Raw genomic sequence first — 17,162 nt, forward strand, 5'->3', positions numbered from 1 at the left:
GCCGAATGGACTTCAGATACCTCGGCAACAGCGGTCTCAAGATCTCCGAGATCACCTACGGCAACTGGCTCACCCACGGCTCCCAGGTCGAGAACGACGTCGCCACCCAGTGCGTGCACGCCGCCCTCGACGCGGGCATCACGACGTTCGACACCGCCGACGTCTACGCCAACACCCGCGCGGAGTCCGTGCTCGGCGAGGCGCTGGCCGGACAGCGCCGTGAGTCCCTGGAGATCTTCACCAAGGTGTACTGGCCCACCGGGCCCGGTGGGCCCAATGACTCCGGGCTCTCCCGCAAGCACATCCTGGAGTCGATCAACGGGTCGCTGTCGCGTCTGGGCACCGACTACGTCGACCTCTACCAGGCCCACCGCTTCGACACCGAGACCCCGCTGGAGGAGACCATGCAGGCCTTCGCGGACGTGGTCCGCGCGGGCAAGGCGCTCTACATCGGCGTCAGCGAGTGGACCGCCGAGCAGATCCGGGCCGGCGCGGAGCTGGCCCGCGAGCTCGGCTTCGGCCTGATCTCGAGTCAGCCGCAGTACTCCATGCTCTGGCGGGTGATCGAGGACGAGGTGGTCCCGACCTGCCGCGAGCTCGGGCTCTCGCAGATCGTCTGGTCGCCGATCGCGCAGGGGGTGCTGACCGGCAAGTACCAGCCGGGGCAGGCGCCGCCGGCCGGGTCGCGCGCGACCGACGAGAAGGGCGGCGCGGACATGATCAGCCGGTTCATGAACGACGACGTGCTGACCCGCGTCCAGGCCCTGCGCCCGGTGGCGGAGTCGCTGGACCTGACCATGGCCCAGCTCGCGGTCGCCTGGGTGCTGCAGAACGACAACGTGGCCAGCGCCCTGGTCGGAGCCTCGCGCCCCGAGCAGGTCCACGAGAACGTCCGGGCCGCCGGCGTGCGGATCCCGCCCGAGGCGATGGCCCGCATCGACGAGGCACTCGGCGGCATCGTCGAGCGCGACCCGGGCAAGACCGCGGCGAACGCCCCGGCCACGCGTCCCACGTGAGCCCGATCGGGCGCTCCCCGCTGGTCACCCCCGCCGAGCTGGGTGACCTGCTGGGCGACGTCAGCGTCCTCGACGTCCGCTACCGCCTCGGCAGTGACGACGGGCCGCGGCAGTACGCCGCCGGGCACGTGCCGGGGGCGCTCTACGTCGACCTCGACACCGAGCTGGCCGCCGGCCCGGGGGAGGGCGGGCGCCACCCGCTGCCCGACCCGGCCCTGTTCCAGGCGGCGATGCGCCGTGCGGGCGTGGACGGCGCCCGTCCGGTCGTCGTCTACGACGACTGGTCGAGCCATGCGGCCGCCCGGTGCTGGTGGCTGCTGCGCTTCCACGGGCACGGCGACGTCCGGGTGCTCGACGGCGGCTGGCGCGCCTGGGTGGAGGACGGCGGAGAGGTCGCGGTCGGCGAGGTCGGACCCGGCCGGCCGGGCGACTTCGTCGCGCGGCCCCCGGCCATGCCGGTGGTGGCCGCCGACGACCTCGCGGGCGTGGACGTGCTCGTCGACGCCCGGGCCCCCGAGCGGTTCCGCGGGGAGGTCGAGCCGGTGGACCCGGTGGCCGGGCACATCCCGGGCGCCGTCAACGTCCCCACCGCGCGCAACCTGGACCCGCGGGGCCGCCTCCTCCCGGCCGCGGAGCTGGCCGCCCTGTACGCCGAGGTCGGCGCCGTCGGTGGGGCCGAGGTGGCCGCCTACTGCGGCTCCGGGGTGACCGCGGCGCTCGACGTGCTCGCGATGGAGCTCGCCGGGGTGCGCGCCGCGCTCTACCCGGGCAGCTGGAGCGGCTGGATCACCGACCCGGGGCGCCCCGTCGAGACGGGGCCGGGCGCCGGGCCGGCGCGCTAGCCGGTCAGTCGCTCTTGCCGCCGCCGAACATGATCTCGTCCCAGCTCGGCACCGAGGCGCGACCACGGCTCTTGCGCACGGGGCGACGGGCGGGCTGCTCGGTGCTCTCGTCCTGGGCCGGCGGCTGCTCCTGGGGTGCCTGAGGCTGGCTCTCACGAACGGCGCGGCGGCTCTCCGGCGCGACGGAGGGCTGCTCGGGCATCGTGGGGCGCCCGCGTCCCGCGCGCACCCGGGCGGCGGTCTCGGTGAGGTCCAGCGTGGACTCCTCCGGGCCGAGCACGTCCGTCGCGTCGGCCGGCTGGCCGGTGGCCCGGTCGGGGGTCTCGTCGGCCTGCTCCGGCGCGGGGTTGACCAGGTCGATCACGTCGTCGCCCAGCTCGGGCTGCTGGCGTCCCTCGCGCTGTACCGGGGCTCCGGAGCGCTGCATGCCGCGCAGCTCGTCCTCGGCGAAGGGGAGCTGGTCCTCGCCGTCGGCGACCGCGCTCAGCCGCCGCTCGCGCGCCTGGCTGAGGTCGTCGCGCGAGGGCGCGGGAGCGGCGATCGGCTCGCCGACGAGCCACCGGGCGTCGTCGTTCTCGGCGACCACGTAGTTGCCCGGGAGGTCGAAGACGTAGGTCGCGGCGCCGCTGCGCCGGCCCGCGGCGTACGACGCGGTGAGCGTCCAGCGCCCGTCGTCGCGGCGCCAGGCGTCCCACTGCACCGAGGTGGGGCTCACCCCGTCCGTGCGCAGCTGTGCGGCCACCGCGTCCCCGAGGGTGCGCGCGCCGTGCTCGCCGGACTTGCGGCGCACCGAGGAGCGCTGGGCGCGGTCGGCGACGTGCTCCCGCTCGGCGAGCACGGGGCCGGCGTAGATGAGGATCTTCTCGACGCTGCTGCCCGCCGCGTCGGCGACGTCCTGGGGCGACTCCCCGGCTCGGATCCGGGCCTGGATGTCGCGGGGGCGAAGTGCGCTGTCCATCTTGGTCTCCAACTGGCCTGGGCGTGCGTTGTCGCCGCGCAGGGCGGCCCGGAGTCGCGCGTCGACGTCGAGGGTGAACTCGAGGCCGGCGTCGTCGGAGAGCAGCAGGCGCGCGCCGTTGTCGCGCACGCCGAGGAGCGTGAGATGCCTCATCGACTCCTCCTGCTCCTGCCTGGTCACGAGGCTGTCCGCTGCCCTCGGCACGGGGCTGTGCTGAGTCATGGTCACCTCTCGTCTGCGTGCACCGACGTCTCCGGTGGGGCGAGCCTACGCCAGCGGAGGCGCGGCTCGGCACAGCGTGCGCGGCGTGCCCGGGAGGTAACCTCCGCGAGTGCCCAACTTGTGCCCGCCGCGGCTCCGGCCGCGTCCCGATCCGCCGACGGCGGTGTGGTGACGATGCTCGTCGTCCTCGAGCTCGTGGGCATCTTCGTCTTCGCCATCTCCGGCGCGCTGGTGGGGGTCCGCAAGGAGCTCGACATCTTCGGGATCCTGGTCCTGGCCGGCACCACCGGCCTGGGCGGCGGGTTCCTGCGCGACGTGCTGATCGACGCCACGCCGCCGGCGGCGCTGCTCGACTGGCGCTACCTGATGGTGCCGGTGGCGGCCGGGGTGCTCACGTTCCTGTTCCACCCGGCGGTGGGCCGGATGGAGCGGCTGGTCAACGTCTTCGACGCGTTCGGGCTCGCCCTGTTCTGCGTCACCGGGGCGCTCAAGGCTCTCGACTACGGGCTGGGCCCGGTCCCCGCGGCGCTGATGGGCATGGTCACCGGGATCGGCGGCGGGATGCTGCGCGACGTGCTCGCCGGACGGGTCCCCGACATCTTCCGCGGACCGCTCTACGCGACCCCCGCGCTGACCGGCGGGGGGATCGCGGTCGCCGGCGTCGAGGCGGGGCTCCCGCTCGGCCTGGTCGCCCTGCTCGGCGGCGGGGTGTGCCTGGTGTGGCGTCTGCTCGCCATCTGGCGCAACTGGCAGGCGCCCCGGCCCCGGGGCCCGGCCAGCGTCTGATCGGCCAGCGTCTGATCGGCCAGCGTCTCCAGTGACGGCTGCTCAGCTGCCCAGCACGCGCCGCAGGTAGTCGTTGGCGAAGACCCGGTCCGGGTCGAGCCGCTCGCGCAGCGCCAGGAAGTCCCCGAACCGGGGGTAGGCCAGGGCCAGGTCGTCAGCCGTGCGGGTGTGCACCTTGCCCCAGTGCGGGCGACCGCCGTGGGCGAGCATCACCTGCTCGACGGCGGCGAAGTAGGCGGCGTGGTCCACGTCGCGGTGGGTGTGGAAGGCCAGGTAGACCGAGTCCTGGGCGTAGGCGGTGGACAGTGCCACGTCGTCGGCGCGGGCCACCCGGATCTCGACCGGGAAGCTGATCCGCCAGCGCGACGCCTCGATCACCCGGCGCGCCTCGCGCAGCGCCGCGAGCCCGGCGGCGCGCGGCACGGCGTACTCCATCTCGCGGAAGACGACGTCGCGCGGGGTGGTGAACACCCGGTGTGCCACGTCGCTGTAGCGGCGCTCGCTCAGGGCCCGCGCCGAGACCTGGTTCAGCACCGGCACCACCCGGGGCGCGAGGTTCGCCCCGGCGCTCAGCGCGCCGAACACGGTGTTGGAGAGGAACCGGTCGTCGAGCCACTCCCGCCAGCGGGGGAGGGGAGCCGCCTCGGCCGGGTCCACATCGAGCCGGTCGTTGGTCTTGGTGAGCACCCGATCGGTGTGCGGGAACCAGTACATGTCCACGTGGTGGTGCTCGGCGACCCGCTCGTCGAAGCCGCCCAGGCCCTGCTCCCAGGTCATCGGCTGCTCGTGCGCCTCCAGCACGAAGAGCGGCTCCACGGCGAAGGTCACGGTGGTGAGGATCCCGAGGGCGCCCAGACCGACCCGCGCCAGGTCGAAGACCTCGGGGTTCTCCTCCCGGCTCGCGCGTAGCACCTCGCCGGTGCCGGTGACCAGCTCGAGCGCCGTCAGCTGCCCGGCGAGCCCGGCGACGACGCCGCCGGTGCCGTGGGTGCCGGTGGACACCGCCCCGGCCAGCGTCTGCTCGGCGATGTCGCCCATGTTGTGCAGGCTCAGCCCGTGCCGCTCGAGCTCGGCGTTGAGCCTCTTCAGCTGCGTGCCGGCGCGGGCGGTCACGGTCATCGCGGCCCGGTCGATCTCGACGATGCCGCTCATCGCGCCGGGGCGCAGCAGGGTGTGGTCGGGCGCCGAGATCGCGGTGAAGCTGTGCCCGGTGCCGGCCATCTTCACGGTGGTCCGCTCGGCGCGGGCGCGCTCCACCGCGGCCACCACCGCCGCGGTGTCCACCGGGGTCTCGACGCGCCGCGGGTGCGCCGACTCCAGTCGCGACCAGTTGCGCCAGGTCTCACCGCTCACGACCGTCTCCTCCACGTGGTCCTGCCTCCGGGCCGAGGCCCTGAGGGGGCAGCGTAGTGCTCGCCAGCCGGTGCGCGTCGCTGTCTGCGCCCGCCGGCGTACGCCGGGTGGCCAGCGCCGCGGCGGCGCCCAGGGCCCCCGCGGCCGTCGCGACGAGGAAGGCGGCCGAGGCCCCGTGGGCGTCGGCGACCGCACCGGCCACGGCCGCCCCGGGCGCCACCCCGGCGGCCATGCCGGTGGAGAGCACCGACATGCCCTCGGTGAGCCGAGCGGCCGGCACGCTGCGCTCGGTGGCGGCCAGGGAGGCGATCAGCGTGGGCGAGATCGCCAGACCGCCCACCAGCAGCACCACCCCCAGCAGCGGCAGCGAGCCGATGAAACTCAGCGGCGCCAGGGTCAGCGCCAGCGCGACCGTCCCCCAGCGGACCCGGATCGCCGGGTCGCCACGCCAGTGCACGGCGCCGGTGAGGATGCCCGAGGTCATCGACCCCAGCGCCCACAGCGCGAGCAGCACACCGGCCATCTGGGGAGCGTCCACCTCCTCGGCGAACGCGACCGTCGAGACCTCGGTGGCCCCGAACAGCCCGCCCAGCGCCAGCGAGACGACGGTGAGCGGGATGATCGTGCGCCACGGCATCGCCGGACGTGGCCCGCCGGCGTGGTCGTGGCGGTGCGGCGGGGGCTGGGTGCCGCGCTGCGCGGCGAGCACGAAGGTGCCGACCAGCCCGGCCAGGACCGCGACGGCGAGTCCCGCCACCGGATGCCAGGCCACCGCCAGGAAGGTGACCAGCACCGGGCCGAGCACGAAGATCGTCTCGTCGACGACGGCCTCGAGGGCGTAGGCGGTCTGGACCTGGGCGGGGTCGGACAGCACGTGCGACCACCGGGCCCGCACGCACGACCCGATCTGCGGGTACGCCGCACCGGCCACCGCGGCGCAGGCGTGCACCAGCACCAGGGACGCGCCGCTCTCGACGCTCCAGACCAGGGCCGCCATCGCCAGCGCGAAGACGACCACCGCGGCCGGCAGCGCCCGGTGCTGGCCCCAGCGGTCGGCCAGGCGGCCGTGCAGCACGGCCAGCGCCGCGTTGGCCAGCACGTAGGCGGCCGAGACGCTGCCGGCGACCCCGTAGGAGCCGCGGTCGGCCGAGACCAGCAGGACGATGCCCAGCCCCATCGTGGACACGGGCAGCCGGGCGACGAGGCCGGCGAGGCAGAAGGCGCGCGCTCCGGGGACCGTGAGCACCCGACAGTAGGTGGTGAGCATGGCGAGCGCGAGCGTACGACCCGTCCCCGTCGTGGGCCGCATTGCCGAGCGCTCCTACGATGTCGACATGAGTTCCGACGCCCGCCCCTACGACGCTCTGCTGCTGCTCTCCTTCGGCGGGCCCGAGAAGACCGAGGACGTGGTGCCGTTCCTCGAGAACGTGACCCGGGGCCGCGGGATCCCGCGCGAGCGGCTCGAGGAGGTCGGCGAGCACTACTTCCTGTTCGGCGGCAAGTCGCCGATCAACGACCAGAACCGCGCCTTCCTGCGGGCCCTGCGCGCCGACCTCGACGAGCACGGCGTCGACGTCCCGGTCTACTGGGGCAACCGCAACTGGGAGCCGTACCTGAGCGACACGCTGCGCCAGATGGCCGCCGACGGGCACCGCCGGATCGCGGCGATCTTCACCTCGGCGTACTCGTCGTACTCGGGGTGTCGGCAGTACCGCGAGGACCTGGCCGCCGCGGTGGCGTCGCTGCGTGAGGAGGACCCGGACGCACCGCAGCTGCAGATCGACCGGCTGCGGATGTACTTCAACCATCCCGGGTTCGTCGACGCCAACGTCGACGCCACCCTCGCCGCGCTCGACGAGCTGCCCATCGACGTGCGCGACGAGGCCCACCTGACCTTCGTCACCCACTCCGTCCCGGTCACGATGAACGACGGCGCGGGCCCCGGCGGCGGCGCCTACGTCGCCCAGCACGAGGACCTGATGGCCGAGATCGTGGCGCGCGTGCAGGAGCGCACCGGCCGCCGCCACGACCACGCCCTGGTCTACTGCTCGCGCTCCGGCGCGCCGCACATCCCGTGGCTCGAGCCCGACGTCAACGACCACCTGCGCGAGCTGGCCGAGGCCGGCACCCCCGGCGTGGTGATGGCGCCGATCGGGTTCGTCTCCGACCACATGGAGGTCATCTACGACCTCGACACCGAGGCGATGGCCACCGCCGAGGAGCTGTCCCTGCCGGCCGTGCGCGCCGCCACGGCCGGGACCGACCCGCGGTTCGTGGCCGCCGTGCGCGAGCTGCTGCTCGAACGGGCCGCCGCCGAGCGCGGCGAGCAGCCGCAGCGCGCCGTCTGCGGCCGGCTGGGCCCGGTCTGGGACCGCTGCGCGGTGGACTGCTGTCCGAACCCGCGGGCACCCCGCCCGGTGCTGGCGGGCGTCGACGACCCGAGCGTGGCGAGCGCGTGAGCCCGGCCGCCGGACCGGACCGTGACGCCCTGGGCGGCGAGCTGCTGGAGGTCGCCCGCCGCGCCGCGCGCGAGGCCGCGGCGCTGGTGGCCCAGCGTCGTGCCGCGGGGGTCAGCGTCGCGGCCACCAAGAGCAGCTCGGTCGACCCGGTCACCGAGGCCGACCGGGCCAGCGAGGAGCTGCTGCGCCGGGTGATCGCGGCCGCGCGACCCGACGACGCCTTCCTCGGCGAGGAGGGCGGGGAGCGCGACGGCGCCGCAGTGGGCACCGGGGTGCGCTGGGTGGTCGACCCCATCGACGGCACCGTGAACTTCCTCTACGGACTTCCCGAGTACGCCGTGTCGGTGGCCGCCGAGGTCGACGGCGAGGTGGAGGCGGGCGTCGTGCTCAACGTCGCCACCGGCGTCGAGTACTGGGCCCTGCGCGGCGGCGGCGCCTGGCGGGACGGGGCCCCGCTGTCGGTGCGCGCCGCGGCGCCGCTGGAGCAGCGGTTGGTGCTGACCGGGTTCAGCTACGACGCCGAGCGCCGGGTGCGCCAGGCGGGCGCGGTGGGCCGGCTGATCGGCCGGGTGCGCGACATCCGCCGGATGGGTTCGTGCGCGCTCGACCTGTGCCACGTGGCGGAGGGGAGCGCCGACGCCTACGTGGAGGAGGGCGTCAACCTGTGGGACCACGCCGCCGGGGCGCTGGTGGCGCGCGAGGCCGGAGCGCGCACCGAGCTCCTGGCGGGCGCGGGTGGCGCCGAGCTGCTGCTGTGCGCGCCGGCTCACGGCTTCGCGGAGTTCCGCTCGGCGGTCCTCGAGGCGGGCTTCGCGGCGGCGTCCGCGGAGTAGCTCTGCACCCGGTGGAGAGGGAATAGCGCCGAGCGTGCTTGCGTTGGTCGATCGACGGGCACCGGATGTAGGACCCCCCGAGGCCATGGTGCACAATCTGGCGCCGGGCAACCAGACTTTCTGCAGACCTGCTCATAGGAGTGGATGACGATGGCGACTGACTACGACGCACCGCGCAAGAACGAAGAGGACCAGAGCGAAGAGAGCATCGAGGAGCTCAAGGCCCGTCGTCACGACAAGAACTCCGGCAAGGTCGACGAGGACGAGGCCGAGGCCGCCGAGTCGTTCGAGCTGCCCGGCGCCGACCTCTCCCACGAGGAGCTCGCCGTGGAGGTGAAGCCGCGCCAGGACGACGAGTTCACCTGCATGAGCTGCTTCCTGGTGCACCACCGCAGCCAGCTCGTCGACGCCGAGAACCTGATCTGCCGCGACTGCGCCTGAGCCGCGCAGGGCTCGCACGCACGAGACCACAAGGGCCGCCACCCGGCAGGGTGGCGGCCCTTCGTGCGTCCGTGGCCGAACCGGCGCCGATCAGTAGGCGGTGGCGCCGTTCTTCTTGGAGTCCTGGTCGTCCTTAACCAGGTCGGGCGGCAGGTGGCCGGTCGAGCGGGTGTAGTAGTCGGCCGCCTTGCGGGCGGCGAGCATCCGGGCGATCGCGATGATCGTCCCGCTCGCGGCCGCCCACATCACCGCCTCCCACAGGTCGACGTCGGGGTCGGCCGGGTTGGCGGGAGGGTTCTTCCCGGTGGCGGTGCGCCACGACGTGTTGAGGGCCTTCTTCGCGACCGCGGCGCCGAGCAGCGCCGATCCGAGCGAGAAGACCGACCAGATCTTGGAACCCGATGCCATCGGTCCTCCTGTGAGTGCGGCCAGGGCTGGCCGAGGGTGGGGAATGTCGTTCTTGCGCAGACCTCACACTACCCAGCCGGCGGCCGGCTCATGCGTGGCTCAGCCGCCGTGCGAGGCGCGTGCGACGTCGCGCGCCGCGGCCAGCGCCGTGGCGAGGCGCTGGGGGTGGCGGGTGCTGACCAGCCAGTACGGCGTGGGGTCGGCCGGGTCTTCGATGGCCACGCGTACCGAGCGCTTGAGGTAGGGCCGCAGGACCAGGTGCGCGCGAGCGTCGGCGTCGCGTCCGGCGATCAGCCGCGTCTCCTGGGCGTCGAGCTGCTCCACCGGCCCGATCAGCCGCACCGGGATGTGGGCGGAGCCGGCCCGGAAGACCCCGTCCGCCACGCTCACCCGCGCTGCGCCGTACGACGTGAGCGAGAGGACCAGCAGCAGCACCATCACGGCCGTGGCGCCCCACGCGGCAGCCGCCGGCATGGCGACGATGACGGCCAGCCACATGCTGGCCACCAGCATGGTTCCCTGGACCCACCACCGCAGCGGGACGGTGAGCCTCTCTGCGTACTCCACGCTTAGATCCTGCCACTCGGCTCCGCGCGGTGAAGCATCGGGTGGCGTGGACGCGGGCCGGGATGGGACAGCCAGGAGGCCGTGCCGACCCGGGTTGGATAGGGTCGTCGGGCCATGACCCAGACCCCGCCGCCGAGCCCCTCGGTCGACCAGCGCCAAGCCCGCCCGGAGGCGGGTGATGTCGAGGTGAGGCTGGTCCGGCTCGACCGCGAGCTGCCCGCCCCCGCCTACGCCCACCCCGGCGACGCGGGCGCGGACCTGATGACCACGATCGACCTGACCCTGGCGCCGGGGGAGCGGGCGCTGGTGCCGACCGGGATCGCGATCGCGCTCCCGCTCGGGTTCGTCGCTCTGGTCCACCCACGCTCGGGGCTGGCCGCGCGGCACGGGCTGTCCATCGTGAACACCCCCGGGACCGTGGACGCTGGTTACCGTGGGGAGATCAAGGTCATGCTGATCAACCACGATCCGGCCACCCCGGTGGAGCTGCGTCGCGGCGACCGGATCGCCCAGCTGGTCATCCAGCGGGTGGAACGGGCCGCGTTCCTCGAGGTGGACCGGCTTCCCGACTCCGATCGTGGCGCCGGGGGTTACGGTTCCACCGGCGGTTTCGGTCCGCTCTGACCTGCCGCACCCGATCGAGGAGTCACAGTGAAGTTCCGTCGCAAGTCCCAGCAGGTCGAGACCGACCCGGCCGAGCCGCAGACGCCCGCGACCGGGCCGGGGTCTGACGACGCCGCGTCGGCCGAGCCGGGCAGCGCGCAGTCGGGCGAGAGCGAGGTGCGTCCGCGTGACGTCGACGAGATCGATCTCGCCGACGGGGTGCAGCGCATCGACCTGGGCTCGCTGTTGATCACTCCCTCGCCGGGGCGCGAGCTGCGCCTGCAGGTGGACGAGAAGACCAAGGCGGTTCAGTCGGTGGTCATCGCCGCCCCCGACGGCGCGCTGGAGCTGAAGGCGTTCGCGGCGCCGCGCGGTGGCGGCCTGTGGGACGACGTCCGCCCCCAGATCGCCGCCGACATGACGCAGCGCGGCGGCACGGTGACCGAGCAGGAGGGACCGTTCGGCACCGAGCTGGCCTGTCAGCTCACCGTGCGTCGCGCCGACGGCACCACCGCCGTCCAGCCGTCGCGGATCATCGGCTTCGACGGCCCCCGCTGGCTGCTGCGCGCCACGCTGCTCGGCCGCCCGGCCGTCGACCCCGAGGCCGCCGCCGAGTGGGAGGCCACGATCTCGGGCGTCGCCGTGCGCCGCGGGGCGGTCGCCATGCCGGTGGGCGACGCCCTGGCCCTGGTGATGCCGGCCAACGCCCGGCGCAGCAGCGAGTAGCGCCCGCGATGAGTCCCGAGAGGAGCCCGCTGCGTCGGCGGATCAGCCGGTGGGCCAGCTCCAGCGACCAGGAGGCCCGCGAGCTGCGCAAGACGCACAGCGAGCCGGGCGGGATCTCCATCGCGCTGGCCCCGGACCGTGAGCGCGTCCGGCTCCGCGGGACCCTGCGCACCGTCACCCTGCGCCCGCGAGGCGGCGCGCCGGCCCTCGAGGCGGAGCTCTACGACGGTTCCGGGGTGCTCACCCTGATCTGGCTCGGGCGCCGGCGGATCGCCGGCATCGCCCCGGGGCGCGCCCTGCAGGTCGAGGGGCGCATCGGCGTCCAGGAGGGCGTCCGCGTGATGTTCAACCCCCGTTACGAGCTGCGCCCATGAGCCAGCCCGAGCGCGACACACCCCCGGCGGGGGCCCCGGAGCCGCAGGCTGCGGCCTCGCTCGACACGGTCGAGGCGGTGGTGCGTCAACAGCTCTCCCGCGCCCTGGGCGGCCGGCGGGGGATGATCGAGGCGGCCGTGCCCACCGTGCTGTTCACCGCGACGTGGTTGCTCGGGGACGACCTGCGGACTGCGCTGCTGGTCAGCCTGCTGGTCGCCGGCCTGCTTTTGGTGGTGCGCGTGGTCCAGCGCTCCACCACCCAGTTCTGCCTCAACGCCATCTTCGGCATCGGCATCGGCTGGCTCTTCGTGCGGATGTCGGCAAGCTCCGGAGGCAGCGCAGACGACCAGGCGCTGGCCTACTTCCTGCCCGGGATCCTCTACAACGGCGGGTACGCCGTCGTGCTCGGCCTGACCTGCGTGATCGGCTGGCCGCTGGTCGGCTTCATGGTCGGCAGCGTCACCGGCGACGCCACCGCCTGGCACCGTGATTCGCAGGTGGTGCGCCTGTGTTCCCGGTTGACCTGGGTGCTGGTGGTGCCGTGCGCGCTGCGCGTGCTGCTGCAGGCCCCGATCTGGTGGGCAGGCTCCTCGGGCGCCCTGGAGGCCGACACCGCGGTCGCGGCACTGGGCATCCTCAAGATCGCGCTCGGGTGGCCGCTGCAGCTGGCGTCGCTGGCGACGATGGCCTGGCTGCTGAGCCGGAACCGGACGCCGCTCAGCTCCGCGGGCTGAGTGCTCCGCGGGCTGAGTGCCGGGCTGAGGGCTCCGCGGGCTCAGGCCCGGTGGGTGCCGGGGGCGAGCAGGCGCTCCAGCACCGCCTCGACGTCCTCGGGCACCACGAACAGCAGCTCGTCGCCCGCCTCGAGCGGCTGCTCGGGGTCGGGTGTGTAGACCTGGCCGTCGCGCAGGATCGTGACCAGCGCGCAGTTCTCCGGGAACGGCACCAGCCCCGAGGGGGTGCCGACGTGGGGGGAGTCCGCGGGCAGGGTCATCTCCACGAGGTTGGCGTTGCCCTGGCGGAAGGTGAACAGGCGCACCAGGTCGCCGACCGACACCGCCTCCTCGACCAGCGCGGACATGATCCGCGGAGTGGACACGCTCACGTCGACGCCCCAGGCCTCGGTGAAGAGCCACTCGTTGTTGGGGTGGTTGACCCGCCCGACCGTGCGGGGGACGCCGAACTCGGTCTTCGCCAGCAGCGCGGTGACCAGGTTGGCCTTGTCGTCTCCGGTGGCCGCGATCACCACGTCGCACTGGTCGAGACGGGCCTCCTCCAGCGAGGACAGCTCGCAGGAGTCCGCGAGCAGCCACTCGGCGTGCGGCACCCGCTCGGGCTTGATCGACTCGGCGTTCTTGTCGATCAGCAGGATCTCGTGGCCGTTCTCGATCAGCTCCCGGGCGATCGAGCGACCGACCGCACCCGCTCCGGCGATGGCGACCCGCATCAGTGCTCTCCTGCCTCGTGGCCGGTCACTCGTGCACCGGACCGCTCTCGATGACGCTGTAGGCGTGCGCCGCGGACTCCTCGCGCATCACCAGGTGCAGCAGATCGCCCTCCTGGATCACCGTGTCCCGGGTGGGCAGCATCCCCTCACCGAGCCGGTCGATCCAGGCGATCCGGCTGCGTGACTGCTGCTGGAAGTCGATGGTGCGGTGACCGATCCACCGCTGGGGGACCGGCACGTGGTCGAGCCGGATCGTGCCGGAGGGGTCACGGAAATCCGGCTCCGCGCCGGCGGGCAGCAGCCGGCGCAGGACCTGGTCGGCGGTCCACTTGACGGTGGCGACGGTGGTGATCCCGAGCCGCTGGTAGACCTCGGCGCGTCCGGGGTCGTAGATCCGGGCCACCACCTGCTGGATCCCGAACGTCTCGCGTGCCACCCGGGCGGCGATGATGTTGGAGTTGTCACCGCTGGAGACCGCGGCGAAGGCGTCTGCCCGCTTGATGCCGGCCTTGGCCAGCACCGCCTGGTCGAAGCCGTAGCCGGTGACCTTGTCGCCGTTGAACGACGGGCCCAGTCGCCGGAAGGCGTCGGGGTTGCTGTCGATCACCGACACGGTGTGGTTGCGGTCCTCGAGGCTGCGCGCGAGTGTCGAACCCACTCGGCCGCAGCCCATGATCACGACATGCACGAGGGCACCGTATCCCAGCGGCGGACCGCCCCGGACCCGATCGTGTCGTGCATCCACCGCAGTTGTTCGCCGTTGATGTGAGTGTCGGGTGCGCGGGCGGTCTAGTGTGTCCGATCGTGAGTGTCGGCGACGTCTCGAAGAGGATCCTGCTGGGGCGCAAGCTCCGCAGCTCCCAGCTGGGGGAGACTCTGCTCCCCAAGCGCATTGCTCTTCCGGTCTTCGCCAGCGACGCGCTCTCGTCGGTGGCCTACGCCCCGGACGAGGTCTTCATCATGCTGTCGCTCGCGGGCGCGTCCGCCTACGTGTGGTCGTGGAAGATCGGGATCGCGGTCGCGCTGGTGATGTTCGCGGTGATCGCCTCGTACCGCCAGACCGTGCACGCCTACCCCAGCGGCGGTGGCGACTACGAGGTGGCGACCGTCAACCTGGGCCGCACCGCCGGCACCACGGTGGCCAGCGCGCTGCTGGTGGACTACGTGCTGACCGTGGCGGTCTCGGTGTCCTCGGGGGCCCAGTACGCCGCGGCGGCCCTGCCTTTCCTCAGCGGGCACGAGGCGGTGTTCGCGACGCTGCTCGTGATCCTGCTGATGGCGATGAACCTGCGTGGGATCCGGGAGTCGGGGACCTTCTTCGCCGTCCCGACCTACCTCTTCATGCTCGCCATGCTCGCGATGTGCGGCTACGGGCTGATCCGACTGCTGCGCGGCACGCTGCCGCAGGTGGAGAGCGCCGACCTCCAGATCGTCGCGGCGCCGGGCTACGAGGGCCAGCTGACCACAGTGGCGCTGATCTTCCTGCTGGCGCGGGCGTTCTCCTCGGGCTGCGCGGCGCTGACCGGCGTGGAGGCCATCTCCAACGGCGTGCCGGCGTTCCGCCGTCCCAAGAGCCGCAATGCCGCGACCACGCTGCTGCTGCTCGGCTCCATCGCCATCACGATGATGCTCTCGGTGACCCTGCTGGCCCGCGAGATGGGGCTGAAGTACGTCGATCCCCACGACATCGACCGGCTGCGCACCGCCACCGGGGAGATGCTGCCGGCGGGCTACGACCAGCACACGGTGATCGCCCAGATCGCGGCCGCGGTCTTCGACGGCTTCCCGGCCGGTTTCTACCTGGTGGTCACCGTCACCGGCGTGATCCTGGTGCTGGCCGCCAACACCGCGTTCAACGGGTTCCCGGTGCTGGGCTCGATCCTGGCCCAGGACGGCTACCTGCCCCGGGCGCTGGGCTCGCGCGGCGACCGGCTCGCCTACAGCAACGGCATCCTGTTCCTGGCCCTGATGGCGATCGCGCTGATCCTCGCCTTCGACGCGCAGGTGACCCGGCTGATCCAGCTCTACATCGTCGGCGTCTTCGTCTCCTTCAACCTCAGCCAGCTCGGGATGATCCGGCACTGGACCCGGCACCTGGCCAGCGAGTCGTCGCCGGTCGAGCGCCGCCGGATGCAGCGCTCGCGCGCGATCAACGCGATCGGGCTGGTGTTCACCGCGGTCGTGCTGGTGATCGTGCTGGTCACCAAGTTCCTGGAGGGCGCCTGGATCGCGATCCTGGCGATGGCCGGCTTCTTCGTGCTGATGCGCGCCATCCGGCGCCACTACGAGCGGGTCTCCGACGAGCTCGCGGCCGACGAGCAGGACGGGGTGCTGCCGACCCGCGTCCATGCGATCGTGCTGGTCGGCAAGCTGCACAAGCCCACCCTGCGGGCACTGGCGTTCGCGAAGGCCACCCGCCCCAACGTGCTCGAGGCGATCTACGTCGGCGTCGACGACGAGGCGACCAACCAGCTGCTGGACGAGTGGGACGAGCGCAACCTCGATGTTCCGCTGAAGGTCCTGCACTCGCCGTTCCGCGAGCTGGTCAAGCCGGTCGTGGACTACGCCGCGGAGATCCGGCGCCACCACCCCCGCGGCGTGGTCGCGGTCTACATCCCCGAGTACGTCGTGGGCCACTGGTGGGAGCAGCTGCTGCACAACCAGACCGCGCTGCGACTCAAGGGCAGGCTGCTGTTCAGCCCCGGCGTCATGGTGATCTCGGTGCCCTACCAGCTGCACTCCTCGATCAACGTCCACGAGCGCGAGGAGCGCGAGCTCAGCCGGGTCCGTGCCGGCGACGTGCGCCGCGGACGACTCCGTGCCAACACCCCTTCCCGCAGACGACAGACACCCCGGTGATCCGATGACCCGCTCCCACCGTCCACGCCGCCCCGGCCCCCGCCACTCCGCTCCTCGCCCGCGCAAGGAACGCGGTCGCTCCCGGGTCGGTGAGCGCTTCACCGCCACCGTGGGGCCGATCGCGCACGGCGGCCACTGCGTCGTACGAGTCAGCGATCCGGCCGCGGCGCCCGCACCGGACGGCTCGCCCGGCACCCGGGTGGTGTTCACCCGGCACGCGATCCCCGGCGAGGAGGTCGTCGTGCAGATCACCGAGGGCACCGACGGGGACCGCTTCTGGCGAGGCGACGCGGTCGAGGTGCTGGTGCCGTCCCCGCACCGGGTCACCCCGCCGTGCCCCTACGCGGGACCGGGCCGCTGCGGCGGCTGCGACCTGCAGCATGTGGAGCTCGGCCATCAGCGCGAGCTGAAGGCCGCCGTGGTGCGTGAGCAGCTGGCCCGGCTGGCCGGCCTGGACCTCCCGGTCACCGTCGAGGCCGTGCCCGGCGACGTGGACGGGCTGCGCTGGCGCACCCGGGTGCAGTTCGCCACCACGCCCGAGGGCGGACGCGGCATGCGGGTGCACCGCTCCCGCGCGGTGATCGCGGTCGACGAGTGCCTGATCGCCCACCCCGACGCGCGGATCGCGGGGGAGAGCGCCGACGACGTGGTCGTCGAGACCGTGCACGGGCGCGGGGTCGAGCACGACGAGGCCCCCGGACAGCAGTTCGTGGTGGAGGCCGACGGGTTCTGGCAGGTGCACCCCGGGGCCCCGGACGTCCTGGTGGACAGCGTGCTGGAATTCCTCCAGCCGCGCGCCGGGGAGCGGGTGCTTGACCTGTACGCGGGAGTGGGCCTGTTCTCCCGCTTCCTCGCCGAGGCGGTCGGGGAGGGCGGCTCGGTGGCCGCGGTCGAGGGCGACCGCCGGGCGTGTCAGCACGCCGTGGCGAACCTGCACGGCCTGCCGGTGAGGGTCGAGCACGGCTCGGTGGACGAGGTGCTCGCCGACGGGCTGGACGAGCCGTTCGACCTGGTCGTCCTGGACCCGCCGCGCGAGGGCGCCCGTCGCCAGGTCGTGGAGCAGGTGGTCGATCGGGCTCCGCGGGCGGTGGCCTACGTCGCCTGTGACCCCGCGGCGCTCGCGCGCGACCTGGCGATCTTCGCCGAGCACGGCTACCGGGTCAGTGGGTTGCGCGCCTTCGACCTCTTCCCGATGACGCACCACGTGGAGTGCGTCGCGCTGCTGGAGAGAACCAGCTCTGACCTGCGGTGACGCCCAGTCAGGGCCG

General features: G+C 73.2%; 19 protein-coding genes. 12 read left to right on the plus strand and 7 right to left on the minus strand.

Annotated elements, in window-relative coordinates; genetic code table 11:
• Nucleotides 1-5 precede the first annotated feature (5 nt).
• Together AC6EI4_RS14680 and AC6EI4_RS14685 are read left to right on the plus strand one after the other, a co-directional pair.
• Nucleotides 6-1,016 carry an aldo/keto reductase family protein gene (locus AC6EI4_RS14680; protein ID WP_498421710.1) on the plus strand — a complete coding sequence of 337 codons (1,011 nt, stop codon included), beginning with the start codon at nt 6-8 and terminating at the stop codon, nt 1,014-1,016.
• On the plus strand, nt 1,013-1,858 hold the full coding sequence (locus AC6EI4_RS14685; RefSeq protein WP_498451891.1) for a sulfurtransferase: 846 nt from the start codon (nt 1,013-1,015) through the stop codon (nt 1,856-1,858). The genes AC6EI4_RS14680 and AC6EI4_RS14685 overlap by 4 nt, the downstream gene beginning before the upstream one ends.
• A 4-nt stretch (nt 1,859-1,862) precedes the next feature.
• Here AC6EI4_RS14685 and sepH read toward each other — a convergent pair whose 3' ends face one another.
• Entirely contained in the window at nt 1,863-2,969 is a 1,107-nt protein-coding gene (gene sepH / locus AC6EI4_RS14690; RefSeq protein ID WP_498451892.1) for a septation protein SepH, read from the minus strand.
• A 243-nt stretch (nt 2,970-3,212) separates the two neighbouring features.
• Here sepH and AC6EI4_RS14695 point away from each other — a divergent pair, with 243 nt between their 5' ends.
• On the plus strand, nt 3,213-3,824 hold the full coding sequence (locus tag AC6EI4_RS14695; protein WP_498422254.1) for a trimeric intracellular cation channel family protein: 612 nt from the start codon (nt 3,213-3,215) through the stop codon (nt 3,822-3,824).
• 42 nt (nt 3,825-3,866) lie between these two features.
• On the opposite strand, the gene AC6EI4_RS14700 is transcribed toward AC6EI4_RS14695, so the two are convergent.
• Nucleotides 3,867-5,177: a D-arabinono-1,4-lactone oxidase gene (locus tag AC6EI4_RS14700; RefSeq protein WP_498451893.1), complete on the minus strand. Its 1,311-nt coding sequence runs from the start codon at nt 5,175-5,177 to the stop codon at nt 3,867-3,869.
• The gene (locus tag AC6EI4_RS14705) at nt 5,167-6,444 is read right to left on the minus strand and encodes an MFS transporter (protein ID WP_498451894.1); all 1,278 of its coding nucleotides are present in this window, start codon (nt 6,442-6,444) and stop codon (nt 5,167-5,169) included. Before AC6EI4_RS14705 ends, AC6EI4_RS14700 begins: the two co-directional genes overlap by 11 nt.
• Before the next feature lie 67 nt (nt 6,445-6,511).
• On the opposite strand from AC6EI4_RS14705, the gene AC6EI4_RS14710 reads away from it, so the two are divergent.
• The 3 genes from AC6EI4_RS14710 to AC6EI4_RS14720 all read left to right on the plus strand — a co-directional run bounded on the left by AC6EI4_RS14710 (nt 6,512) and on the right by AC6EI4_RS14720 (nt 8,910).
• Nucleotides 6,512-7,636: a ferrochelatase gene (locus AC6EI4_RS14710; protein ID WP_498451895.1), complete on the plus strand. Its 1,125-nt coding sequence runs from the start codon at nt 6,512-6,514 to the stop codon at nt 7,634-7,636.
• On the plus strand, nt 7,633-8,469 hold the full coding sequence (locus tag AC6EI4_RS14715) for an inositol monophosphatase family protein (RefSeq protein WP_498421704.1): 837 nt from the start codon (nt 7,633-7,635) through the stop codon (nt 8,467-8,469). The genes AC6EI4_RS14710 and AC6EI4_RS14715 overlap by 4 nt, the downstream gene beginning before the upstream one ends.
• 150 nt (nt 8,470-8,619) lie before the next feature.
• Nucleotides 8,620-8,910 carry a DUF4193 domain-containing protein gene (locus tag AC6EI4_RS14720; RefSeq protein ID WP_498422252.1) on the plus strand — a complete coding sequence of 97 codons (291 nt, stop codon included), beginning with the start codon at nt 8,620-8,622 and terminating at the stop codon, nt 8,908-8,910.
• A 90-nt stretch (nt 8,911-9,000) separates the two neighbouring features.
• Here the strand turns inward: AC6EI4_RS14720 and AC6EI4_RS14725 are convergent, their stop codons facing one another.
• Both AC6EI4_RS14725 and AC6EI4_RS14730 read right to left on the minus strand, forming a co-directional pair.
• Nucleotides 9,001-9,318, minus strand: a complete 318-nt coding sequence (locus AC6EI4_RS14725) for a DUF4235 domain-containing protein (RefSeq protein ID WP_498421703.1) — start codon at nt 9,316-9,318, stop codon at nt 9,001-9,003.
• Between the two features lie 99 nt (nt 9,319-9,417).
• Nucleotides 9,418-9,885 carry a DUF3093 domain-containing protein gene (locus AC6EI4_RS14730; RefSeq protein ID WP_498451896.1) on the minus strand — a complete coding sequence of 156 codons (468 nt, stop codon included), beginning with the start codon at nt 9,883-9,885 and terminating at the stop codon, nt 9,418-9,420.
• Nucleotides 9,886-9,999: 114 nt separating this feature from the next.
• Between AC6EI4_RS14730 and dut the strand changes: the two genes are divergently transcribed.
• From dut to AC6EI4_RS14750, 4 genes are read left to right on the plus strand one after another with little or no spacing between them, the layout of a single operon-like run.
• A complete protein-coding gene (gene dut, locus AC6EI4_RS14735; protein ID WP_498421701.1) occupies nt 10,000-10,509 on the plus strand; it encodes a dUTP diphosphatase in 510 nt (169 codons plus the stop codon).
• 27 nt (nt 10,510-10,536) lie between these two features.
• Nucleotides 10,537-11,214: a DUF3710 domain-containing protein gene (locus tag AC6EI4_RS14740; RefSeq protein ID WP_498421700.1), complete on the plus strand. Its 678-nt coding sequence runs from the start codon at nt 10,537-10,539 to the stop codon at nt 11,212-11,214.
• An 8-nt stretch (nt 11,215-11,222) separates the two neighbouring features.
• On the plus strand, nt 11,223-11,588 hold the full coding sequence (locus AC6EI4_RS14745) for an OB-fold nucleic acid binding domain-containing protein (RefSeq protein WP_498421699.1): 366 nt from the start codon (nt 11,223-11,225) through the stop codon (nt 11,586-11,588).
• A complete protein-coding gene (locus AC6EI4_RS14750) occupies nt 11,585-12,322 on the plus strand; it encodes a DUF3159 domain-containing protein (RefSeq protein ID WP_498451897.1) in 738 nt (245 codons plus the stop codon). The genes AC6EI4_RS14745 and AC6EI4_RS14750 overlap by 4 nt, the downstream gene beginning before the upstream one ends.
• 41 nt (nt 12,323-12,363) lie before the next feature.
• On the opposite strand, the gene AC6EI4_RS14755 is transcribed toward AC6EI4_RS14750, so the two are convergent.
• Together AC6EI4_RS14755 and AC6EI4_RS14760 are read right to left on the minus strand one after the other, a co-directional pair.
• A complete protein-coding gene (locus tag AC6EI4_RS14755; protein WP_498451898.1) occupies nt 12,364-13,035 on the minus strand; it encodes a potassium channel family protein in 672 nt (223 codons plus the stop codon).
• A 25-nt stretch (nt 13,036-13,060) separates the two neighbouring features.
• Nucleotides 13,061-13,723, minus strand: a complete 663-nt coding sequence (locus AC6EI4_RS14760) for a potassium channel family protein (RefSeq protein ID WP_498421696.1) — start codon at nt 13,721-13,723, stop codon at nt 13,061-13,063.
• A gap of 116 nt (nt 13,724-13,839) precedes the next feature.
• Here AC6EI4_RS14760 and AC6EI4_RS14765 point away from each other — a divergent pair, with 116 nt between their 5' ends.
• Together AC6EI4_RS14765 and AC6EI4_RS14770 are read left to right on the plus strand one after the other, a co-directional pair.
• A complete protein-coding gene (locus tag AC6EI4_RS14765) occupies nt 13,840-15,894 on the plus strand; it encodes an APC family permease (RefSeq protein WP_498451899.1) in 2,055 nt (684 codons plus the stop codon).
• Nucleotides 15,895-15,898: 4 nt separating this feature from the next.
• Entirely contained in the window at nt 15,899-17,146 is a 1,248-nt protein-coding gene (locus AC6EI4_RS14770; protein WP_498451900.1) for a class I SAM-dependent RNA methyltransferase, read from the plus strand.
• The last annotated feature ends 16 nt before the right edge of the window (nt 17,147-17,162 follow it).

It is taken from the genome of Nocardioides sp. Z43_10, assembly GCF_059766615.1.